The sequence below is a fragment of the Kitasatospora sp. NPDC056783 genome (genome assembly GCF_042789895.1).
Lineage (GTDB): Bacteria > Actinomycetota > Actinomycetes > Streptomycetales > Streptomycetaceae > Kitasatospora.
In genome coordinates this window covers 1-9,093 of record NZ_JBHUAF010000355.1, presented here as the reverse complement: position 1 = coordinate 9,093, position 9,093 = coordinate 1, and the positions used below count along the sequence as shown (strand labels likewise).

Sequence of the window (9,093 nt, the reverse complement as noted above, 5' to 3'; positions counted from 1 at the left end):
CCCCATTGGGGAGCCCGGCCTCTCGTCGTCGGGCCGGGGCCGTCAGGCGTCGACCAGCTGCTCGCTGGGCAGCTCGACGTGGGCGCCCAGGTCGCGCAGCTTGTCCATGAAGTTCTCGTAGCCGCGGTTGATCAGGTCGATGCCGTGCACGGTCGAGGTGCCCTCGGCCGCCAGCGCCGCGATCAGGTACGAGAAGCCGCCGCGCAGGTCCGGGATGACCAGCTCGGAGCCGATCAGCTTGGAGGGGCCGGAGACGACCGCGGAGTGCAGGAAGTTGCGGGCGCCGAAGCGGCACGGGGTGCCGCCCAGGCACTCGCGGTAGAGCTGGATGTGGGCGCCCATCTGGTTCAGCGCGCCGGTGAAGCCGAGCCGCGACTCGTACACCGTCTCGTGGATGATGGACAGCCCGGTGGCCTGGGTCAGCGCGACCACCAGCGGCTGCTGCCAGTCGGTCTGGAAGCCCGGGTGCACGTCGGTCTCCAGGGCGATCGCCTTGAGCTCGCCGCCCGGGTGCCAGAAGCGGATGCCCTCGTCGTCCACCTCGAAGGCGCCGCCGACCTTCCGGAAGGTGTTGAGGAAGGTCATCATCTCCAGCTGGCGGGCGCCGCGGACGTAGATGTCGCCCTTGGTGGCCAGCGCCGCACAGGCCCAGGAGGCCGCCTCCAGGCGGTCCGGCAGCGCGCGGTGGGTGTAGCCGTTCAGCTCGTCCACACCGGTGATCAGGATGGTGCGGTCGGTGCCCAGGGTGATGATCGCGCCCATCTTCTGCAGCACGCAGATCAGGTCGACGATCTCCGGCTCGATGGCCGCGTTGCGCAGCTCGGTGACGCCCTCGGCGAGGACGGCCGTGAGCAGCACCTGCTCGGTCGCGCCGACCGACGGGTAGGGCAGCTCGATCTTGGTGCCGCGCAGCCGCTGCGCGGCGACCAGGTAGGTGCCCTGCGGGTGCTTCTCGATGGACGCGCCGAACTGGCGCAGCACCTCGAAGTGGAAGTCGACCGGACGGCCGCCGATGTCGCAGCCGCCCAGGCCCGGGATGAAGGCGTGGCCGAGGCGGTGCAGCAGCGGGCCGCAGAACAGGATCGGGATCCGGGAGGAGCCCGCGTGGGCGTCGATGTCGGCGACATTGGCGCTCTCGACGTGCGAGGGGTCGAGGATCAGCTCGCCGTCCTCGTCGCCGGCGCGCACGGTCACGCCGTGCAGCTGGAGCAGGCCGCGGACCACCTTGACGTCGCGGATGTCCGGGACGTTGCGCAGTCTGCTGGGCCCCTGGCCGAGGAGGGCGGCGACCATGGCCTTGGGCACCAGGTTCTTCGCACCGCGGACGCGGATCTCGCCTTCGAGGGGGTTTCCGCCGTGGACCAGCAGGACGTCGTCGGTCATCGTTCTCGCAATCCGGGGTGCCAGAGGAGTCGGGGGGAGGGCTCCGGGAGAGAGCCGGTGGTGGACCGGTCGTAAACGGGCGCGTTCGGGCCCCCGGCGAAACCGAGTCGGCACCGTAAAGGGCGTCCACCAGACGTAGATGGTAGTAGGCGCGCCGTCGGTTCCCGTGAGCCTCTCCCGTGATGGTGCTCTCTCGGGGCCCGCGGGCGCCCGTTGGTGCGGCCGTACGGGTGTTCGTGGGGCGGGGAGGTTTCCGGGTGTTGCGGTGTCCGGGCGGTGCCGTTCTGCGGGATCATGTGGGCATGACGGCGGCCCATTCGCACGGAGGCCGGTCCCACACCGGCCGTCTGATCGTCGCGACGCCCCTGCTCACCGACCCGAACTTCGCACGGGCGGTGGTGCTGCTCCTCGACCACGACGTCGAGGGGGCGCTCGGCGTGGTCCTCAACCGGCCGACGCCGGTCGAGGTGGGCAGTGTGCTGGACGGCTGGAACAGACTCGTCGGACAGCCGGCGGTGGTGTTCCAGGGCGGCCCGGTCGCGCTGGACTCCGCCCTCGGCCTCGCCGTGGCGCCGGGGGAGCCGGGCACCGGCGAGCCGCTCGGCTGGCGTCGGGTGCACGGCGCGATCGGCCTGGTCGACCTGGAGGCGCCGCCCGAGGTGCTGGCCGGCGAGCTGGGCAGCCTGCGGATCTTCGCCGGGTACGCCGGCTGGTCGCCGGGGCAGCTGGAGGCGGAGCTGGAGAGCGGCGCCTGGTACCTGGTGGACTGCGAGCCCGGGGACGTCTCCAGCCCCGAGCCGGAGCGGCTGTGGCGCTCGGTGCTGCGCCGCCAGCGCGGCCCGCTCGCCCTGCTGGCGACCTATCCGGACGACCCGACGATGAACTGAGCCACCGGCCCGGCGGCGCGACACTGGCCGGGTTTCCGGGGGCGCCCATAGACTTGGCACCCATGAGCACTCTTGAGCCCGAGCGCGGCCTCGGCACCGGCACCCTGGTCGAGCCCGTCCCGCAGGTGTCCCACGGGGACGGCGACCACGAGCGCTTCGCGCACTACGTCCAGAAGGACAAGATCATGGAGAGCGCGCTCTCCGGGTCTCCCGTGGTCGCGCTCTGCGGCAAGGTGTGGGTGCCCGGGCGCGACCCGAAGAAGTACCCGGTCTGCCCGATGTGCAAGGAGATCTACGACGGCATCGGCAAGCCGCAGGGCGGCGACGGCGAGAACAAGTAGTCCCGCCTCCGCGCAACGCCGTTTTGCATAGCACCGCGTTTCAGGGGTGGTCTATGCCAATCGTTCAGGGCGTGGGCAGGATGTCGGAATGGACCTCATTCCCGCGCCTTCGAGTGCCGTCCGCCGCCCGGACGAGGACTATCCGCTCGACGCCGCCACCACGCTGACCGCCTCCCCCGCGCTGGCCGACGCCGAGCGCTGGCTGCGGACCACCCTGTCCGCCGCCACCGGGCTGCCGCTGGGCCCGGGCCGGCCGGGCGGGGGCATCGAGCTGGTCCAGGACGGGACGCTGGCCGCCGAGGCGTACCGGATCACGGTGCGCCCCGGCCACGCCCTGATCGCCGCGGGCGGCCCGGCCGGGGCGCTGTGGGGCGCGCAGACGCTGCGCCAGCTGCTCGGGCCGGACGCCTACCGCCGCTCGCCGCTGCGCCACGACGGCTGGGTGCTGCCCGGCGCCGACATCGAGGACGCCCCCCGGTTCGGCTGGCGCGGCGCGCTGCTCGACGTCGCCCGGCACTTCCTGCCCAAGTCGGACGTGCTCCGCTTCGTCGACCTGCTGGCCGCGCACAAGCTCAACGTGCTGCACCTGCACCTGACCGACGACCAGGGCTGGCGGGTGGAGATCAAGCGCTACCCGCGGCTGACCGAGCGCGGCGCCTGGCGCGACCGCTCGATGGTCGGCTACCGGGCCGGGCAGCGCCGCGACGACCGTCCGCACGGCGGCTACTACACCCAGGAGGACCTGCGCGAGATCGTCGCCTACGCGGCCGCGCGCGGGGTCACCGTCGTCCCGGAGATCGACCTGCCCGGCCACACCCAGGCCGCCGTCGCCGCCTACCCCGAGCTGGGCAACACCGACGTGGTGGACACCTCCGCGCTCGGGGTCTGGACCGACTGGGGGGTGAGCCACAACGTGCTCAACGCCTCCGAGGAGACCCTGCGCTTCTTCGAGGGCGTGCTGGAGGAGGTCCTGGAGCTCTTCCCGTCCGAGTTCGTCCACCTCGGCGGCGACGAGTGCCCCAAGGAGCAGTGGAAGGACAGTGCCGCCGCCCAGGCGCGGATCCGCGAGCTGGGCCTGGCCAACGAGGACGAGCTGCAGAGCCACCTCATCCGGCACTTCGACCGCTGGCTGGCCGAGCGCGGCCGCCGGCTGATCGGCTGGGACGAGATCCTGGAGGGCGGCCTGGCGCCGGGCGCCGCGGTCTCCTCCTGGCGTGGCTTCGGCGGCGGGATCGCCGCGGCGAAGGCCGGGCACGACGTGGTGATGTGCCCCGAGCAGCACGTCTACTTCGACCACCGGCAGGCGGACGGCCCGGACGAGCCGATCCCGGTCGGCTTCGTGCGCACCCTGGAGGACGTCTACCGGTTCGAGCCGGTCCCGAAGCAGCTGGACGAGGCGGCCGCCCGGCACGTGATCGGCACCCAGGCGAACCTGTGGAGCGAGTTCATGGACAGCGCCCGGGACATCGACTACCGGGCCTTCCCCCGGCTGGTCGCCTTCGCCGAGGTCGCCTGGTCCGAGCTGCCCGCCGAGCCGGCCGAGCGGGACTTCGCCGGCTTCGAGGGGCGGCTGACGACGCACCTGGAGGCGCTGGACGCGCTCGGCGTCGAGTACCGCCCGGCCGACGGTCCGCACCCGTGGCAGCGCCGGCCCGGGGTGCTCGGCCGCCCGATCGAGGGGCTGCCGCCGGTGCGCTGACCGGTGTGTTGGTCGTACTCACCGGGAACTTCTGAGCGGTCGTCCGACGTCAAGAACTGATGAACATCTGTCCCGGCCCGGAGCGGGCCGGGGCGGATACCGCCCGGTATCGGTCCCAATCGGGCAGTCCCGTTCACCGGTCCCGAAATGATCATCGAGCATTGTGTGCCAGAGTTGCCCAACCCGGCCCGATCGCCCGTACCCTACGGGCCAGGCCGGGCTGCTGACGCAGGACAGCACGGCCGAAGGCCGTGCGGGCGGCAGGCGATCGATGAGCAAGTGGAGCACGGTGGGACCCAGGTGAACCGGACGATCATGCTGCCGGCCTCCCTCGACGAGGCCGTCGACGCGCTGGCCGCCGCCCCGGCCGCGGTACCGGTGGCCGGAGCCACCGACCTGATGGAAGCCGTCAACGCCGGACGGCTGCGCCCCGCCGCCCTGGTCGGTCTCGGCCGGATCACCGAACTGCGCGGCTGGCGCTACGAGGACGGCGGCACCGCCGTGCTCGGGGCCGGACTCACCCACGCCAGGATGGACCGCCCCGACTTCGCCGCGCTCATCCCCGCCCTCGCCGACGCCGCCCGGACCGCAGGCCCGCCGCAGGTCCGCAACGTCGGCACCCTCGGCGGAAACATCGTCACCGCCGCGCCGGCCGGCGACACCCTCCCGGTGCTCACCGCGCTGGAGGCCGCCGTCACCCTCACGAGGGCCGGGGGCAGCCGCGAGGTGCCGGTCAGTCACCTGCTCACCGGACTCGACCCGGTGCGCCCCGGCGAACTGCTCACCTGGGTGCGCGTCCCGCTGCTGCACGCCCCGCAGGTCTTCCTCAAGGCCACCGGCCGCAGCGGCCCGGCCCGCGCCACCGCCTCCGTCGCCCTCGTCCTCGACCCGGCCCGGCGCTCGGTGCGCTGCGCCGTCGGGGCCGTCGCGCCGGTGCCGCTGCGCCCGCTGGAGGCCGAGGCCTGGGTGGCCGGCTGCATCGACTGGGACGGCAGCCGGGAGATCGACCCGGTCGCGGCCGCCGCCTTCGGCGAGTACGTGGCCACCGCCTGCGTCCCCGACAACTACGGTGCCGAGGGTGCCTGGGAAGCCGTGACCGAGGGGCCGACCGCGGCCGCCGTCCGGCTGCGGCGTACCGTATCGGTGCTGGCCCGACGGGCACTGGGAAGGGTGCTGAAGTGACCACAGACCCCATCGAGACCCTCGACGCCGACCCGCTCGGCCTCTCCCCGCAGGTCAGCCGCGAGCTGCGCCCGTGCGCCTCGTACACGCTGCGGGTCAACGGTTTCGAACGGCCCGTCACCGACGCCTGGATCGGCGAGAGCCTGCTCTACGTGCTGCGCGAGCGGCTCGGCCTGGCCGGCGCCAAGGACGGCTGCGAGCAGGGCGAGTGCGGGGCCTGCTCGGTGCAGGTGGACGGCCAGCTGGTGGCCGGCTGCCTGGTGCCCGCCGCGCTGGCCGCCGACAGCGAGATCAACACCGTCGAGGGCCTGTCGGCCGCCGGTGGCGCGAGCGACGTCCAGCAGGCACTGGCCACCTCCGGCGCCGTGCAGTGCGGCTACTGCACCCCCGGCATGGCGATGGCGGTGCACGACCTGCTCCAGCGCAACCACCGGCCCACCGAGGTCGAGGCCCGCCAGGCACTCTGCGGCAACCTCTGCCGCTGCACCGGCTACCGGGGCGTGCTGGCCGCCGTCCAGACCGTCGCGGACGCCCGCGCGCTGGAGGCGGAGGAGGCGGAGGCCGCCGCCGCGCAGGCCGCCGCGGCCGGGGCCGCCGCCCAGGCACCGGCCGAGCCGCTCGGGGAACAGCCCGCCGTCGAGGTGCCGCTCGCCGAGGTGCCGGTGGCGGGCCCCGCCGATCCCGGGCAGGCCGTCGAACCGCCGGTCTACACCGACGCCGAGGCCTGGATCGAACACGTCCCGCAGCAGCACACCGAGCAGCAGCCGCCCGTCCGGCAGCCCGCCGCGCCGCAGGGCATCGAGCCCACCCCGGTCGGGATGCCGTACGGCGACCCCCAGGGCGGCTACGACTCCGGCGTGTACGACACCACCGTGCTGGCCCCGATCCGGGACGCGATCCCCGCCCAGGCCACCGACGACCAGGTGTACTACCCGTCGCAGGGCTACCCCGAGCAGCCGTACCAGGCCACCCCCGCGCACGGCACCTACCTGCCCTACCCGGACGGCCACCAGCAGCAGAACGGCTACGACACCGGGTACGACGCCCCCGTCTACCAGTCCACCCCCGCGCACGGCACCCCGCTGCCCGGGGCGGCCTTCGACGGCACGCCCCCGCACGGCACCCCGTACGCCGCCCCGCACCCGCACGGTGCCCCGCACCCGCACGGTGCCCCGCACCCGCACGGTGCCCCGGCCGAGGGCGGCGCCCCGGCCGGCGCCCCGTACGGGGCCACCCCCGCCCACGGCATCCGGCTCCCCGAGGACGACCACGCATCATGACGTCGCCTACCGACATCGGCGCAGCACTCCAGCAGGACGCCGGCGAGGGCGGCGCGCCGGAGCCGATCGGCCTGGGCAGCTCCCCGCTGCGCGGCGACGCGCTGCCCAAGGCGCTCGGCATCTACCCGTACGCGGCCGACCTCTGGGCCGAGGGGCTGCTGTGGGGCGCGGTGCTGCGCTCGCCGCACCCGCACGCCCGGATCCGCGGCATCGACACCTCGGCCGCGCTGGCGCTGCCCGGCGTGCACGCCGTGGTCACCGCCGCCGACCTGCCGCCCGGCCCGGACGGCACCTCCGACGGCGCCCCGGCCGGACCGATCGTCGCCGACCGGCCGGTGCTGGCCGCCGGCGTGGTGCGCCACCACGGCGAGCCGATCGCGGCGGTGGCCGCCGACCACCCGGACACCGCCCGGCTGGCGGTCGGGCTGATCTCGGTCGACTACGAGCCGTTGGAGGCCGTCACCGACCCCGAGCAGGCCTTCACCGCGCCGCCGCTGCACCCGGACGGCAACCTCTTCCGCCACCTGCCGCTGCGCACCGGGGACCCGGACGCCGTCGGCGAGATCGTCGTCGAGGGGCTCTACCAGGTCGGCCGGCAGGACCCGGCCCCGCTGGGCGCCGAGGCCGGGCTGGCCGTGCCGCGCCCGGACGGCGGCGTCGAACTGCACCTGTCCTCCACCGACCCGCACGGCGACCGCGACCGCACCGCCGCCTGCCTCGGACTGGAGCCGGACCGGGTCCGGCTGGTGGCCACCGGCGTGCCGGGCGCCACCACCGACCGCGAGGACCTGTCCTTCCAGGTGACCCTGGCGCTGCTGGCGCTGCGCACCGGCCGCCCGGTGAAGATGACGCTCACCCGCGAGGAGTCCTTCCACACCCACACCTCGCGTCACCCCGCGCTGCTGCGCTACCGCCACCACGCCGACGCCGAGGGCACCCTGGTGAAGGTCGAGGCGCAGATCCTGCTGGACGGCGGAGCCTACGCGGACGTCTCCGCCGAGGCACTGGCCGCCGCGACGGCCTTCTCGGTCGGTCCGTACGTCTGCCCGAACGTCTTCGTGGACGCCTGGGCGGTGCGCACCAACAACCCGCCGGCCGGCCGGATGCGCGGCGAGGGCGCGCTGCAGGCCTGCTTCGCCTACGAGTCGCAGCTGGACCAGCTGGCCGCCCGGATCGGTGTGGACCCGGTGGAGATCCGCCGCCGCAACGCGATGTCGACCGGTGACCCGCTGCCCACCGGACAGGCCGTCACCTGCCCCGCGCCGGTGCGCGCGCTGCTGGACGCGGTCGCCGCCGAGCCGCTGCCGGCCCTGCCGGTGGACGACCCGGACGCCGAGTGGCTGCTGCCCGGCGGGCCCGGCGGCGCGGGTGACCCGGCAGCCGTGCGGCGCGGCATCGGCTACGCCGTCGGCATGGTGCACATGCTGGGCGCCGAGGGCGAGGACGAGGTCTCCACCGCGACCGTGCGGGTCAGCGGGGACCACGCCACGGTGATCTGCGCGGCGGTCGACGCCGGGCAGGGCTTCGCCACGCTGGCCCGGCAGATCGTGCAGACGGTGCTGGGCGTCAGCGAGGTCTACATCGCGCCGGCCGACAGCGACCAGTCGATCGCCGGGCCGTCCGCCCGGGGCCGGCACACCTGGGTCTCCGGCGGGGCCGTCGAGCGGGCCGCGCTGATGGTCCGCCACCAGCTGCTGCAGCCGATCGCGGCGAACTTCGGGATGTCGGTGGAACTGCTCCAGATCTCCGACGGCAAGATCACCTCGTACGACGGGGTGCTCGGCATGCCGGTCGCCGAGGCGCTGGAGGGCAAGGAGCTGTGGGCCACGGCGCAGTGCCGCCCGCACCCCACCGAGCCGCTGGACGAGTCCGGGCAGGGCGACGCCTTCGTCTCCATCTCGTTCTGCGCGATGCGCGCGGTGGTGGACGTGGACATCGAACTGGGCGCGGTGCGGGTGGTCGAGATGACGGTCGCCCAGGACGTCGGCCGGGCGCTGAACCCGCGGCAGATCGAGGACCGGATCGAGGCGGGGGTGGCCCAGGGAGTGGGCCTGGCACTGCTGGAGGACCTGCGCACCGACGGCGGGGTGCTGCGCAACCCCTCGCTCACCGGCTACCGGCTGCCCACCTCGCTGGACACCCCGGAGGTGCGGATCGCCGCGCTGCTGGAGGAGCGAGACGTGGTGGCCCCGTTCGGCGCCAAGGCGGTCGGCGCCGTGCCCGCGGTGGTCGCCCCGGCGGCCGTCGCCGCGGCCGTGCGCGCCGCCACCGGCCTGCCGGTGGGCCGGCTGCCGATCCGGGCGGAGGACGCCGTCACGGTC

General features: G+C 74.4%; 7 protein-coding genes. 6 read left to right on the top strand and 1 reads right to left on the bottom strand.

The genetic code is table 11. The features are described from left to right. Nucleotides 1-42: 42 nt before the first annotated feature. Nucleotides 43-1,383, bottom strand: a complete 1,341-nt coding sequence (gene murA, locus ACFRMQ_RS33140) for a UDP-N-acetylglucosamine 1-carboxyvinyltransferase (protein ID WP_380734449.1) — start codon at nt 1,381-1,383, stop codon at nt 43-45. A gap of 302 nt (nt 1,384-1,685) precedes the next feature. Here murA and ACFRMQ_RS33135 point away from each other — a divergent pair, with 302 nt between their 5' ends. The 6 genes from ACFRMQ_RS33135 to ACFRMQ_RS33110 all read left to right on the top strand — a co-directional run. Further along, the gene (locus ACFRMQ_RS33135) at nt 1,686-2,270 is read left to right on the top strand and encodes a YqgE/AlgH family protein (protein WP_380734448.1); all 585 of its coding nucleotides are present in this window, start codon (nt 1,686-1,688) and stop codon (nt 2,268-2,270) included. A gap of 62 nt (nt 2,271-2,332) precedes the next feature. After that, nucleotides 2,333-2,611, top strand: coding sequence for a DUF3039 domain-containing protein (locus ACFRMQ_RS33130; protein ID WP_316528933.1), 279 nt, complete (start codon nt 2,333-2,335; stop codon nt 2,609-2,611). Nucleotides 2,612-2,699: 88 nt separating this feature from the next. Next, nucleotides 2,700-4,310: a beta-N-acetylhexosaminidase gene (locus ACFRMQ_RS33125; protein ID WP_380734447.1), complete on the top strand. Its 1,611-nt coding sequence runs from the start codon at nt 2,700-2,702 to the stop codon at nt 4,308-4,310. A 315-nt stretch (nt 4,311-4,625) separates the two neighbouring features. Beyond that, a complete protein-coding gene (locus ACFRMQ_RS33120; RefSeq protein WP_380734450.1) occupies nt 4,626-5,492 on the top strand; it encodes an FAD binding domain-containing protein in 867 nt (288 codons plus the stop codon). Beyond that, nucleotides 5,489-6,772, top strand: coding sequence for a 2Fe-2S iron-sulfur cluster-binding protein (locus ACFRMQ_RS33115; RefSeq protein WP_380734446.1), 1,284 nt, complete (start codon nt 5,489-5,491; stop codon nt 6,770-6,772). Before ACFRMQ_RS33120 ends, ACFRMQ_RS33115 begins: the two co-directional genes overlap by 4 nt. Continuing rightward, on the top strand, nt 6,769-9,093 hold a 2,325-nt coding region (locus tag ACFRMQ_RS33110; protein ID WP_380734445.1), incomplete at its 3' end, for a xanthine dehydrogenase family protein molybdopterin-binding subunit. The genes ACFRMQ_RS33115 and ACFRMQ_RS33110, both read left to right, overlap by 4 nt.

Excerpts from the sequence above, each read along its gene's own strand:
- ACFRMQ_RS33135 (WP_380734448.1), top strand. The coding sequence starts at position 1,686 with ATGACGGCGGCCCATTCGCACGGAGGCCGGTCCCACACCGGCCGTCTG.
- murA (WP_380734449.1), bottom strand. The coding sequence starts at position 1,383 with ATGACCGACGACGTCCTGCTGGTCCACGGCGGAAACCCCCTCGAAGGC.
- ACFRMQ_RS33125 (WP_380734447.1), top strand. The coding sequence starts at position 2,700 with ATGGACCTCATTCCCGCGCCTTCGAGTGCCGTCCGCCGCCCGGACGAG.
- ACFRMQ_RS33120 (WP_380734450.1), top strand. The coding sequence starts at position 4,626 with ATGCTGCCGGCCTCCCTCGACGAGGCCGTCGACGCGCTGGCCGCCGCC.
- ACFRMQ_RS33130 (WP_316528933.1), top strand. The coding sequence starts at position 2,333 with ATGAGCACTCTTGAGCCCGAGCGCGGCCTCGGCACCGGCACCCTGGTC.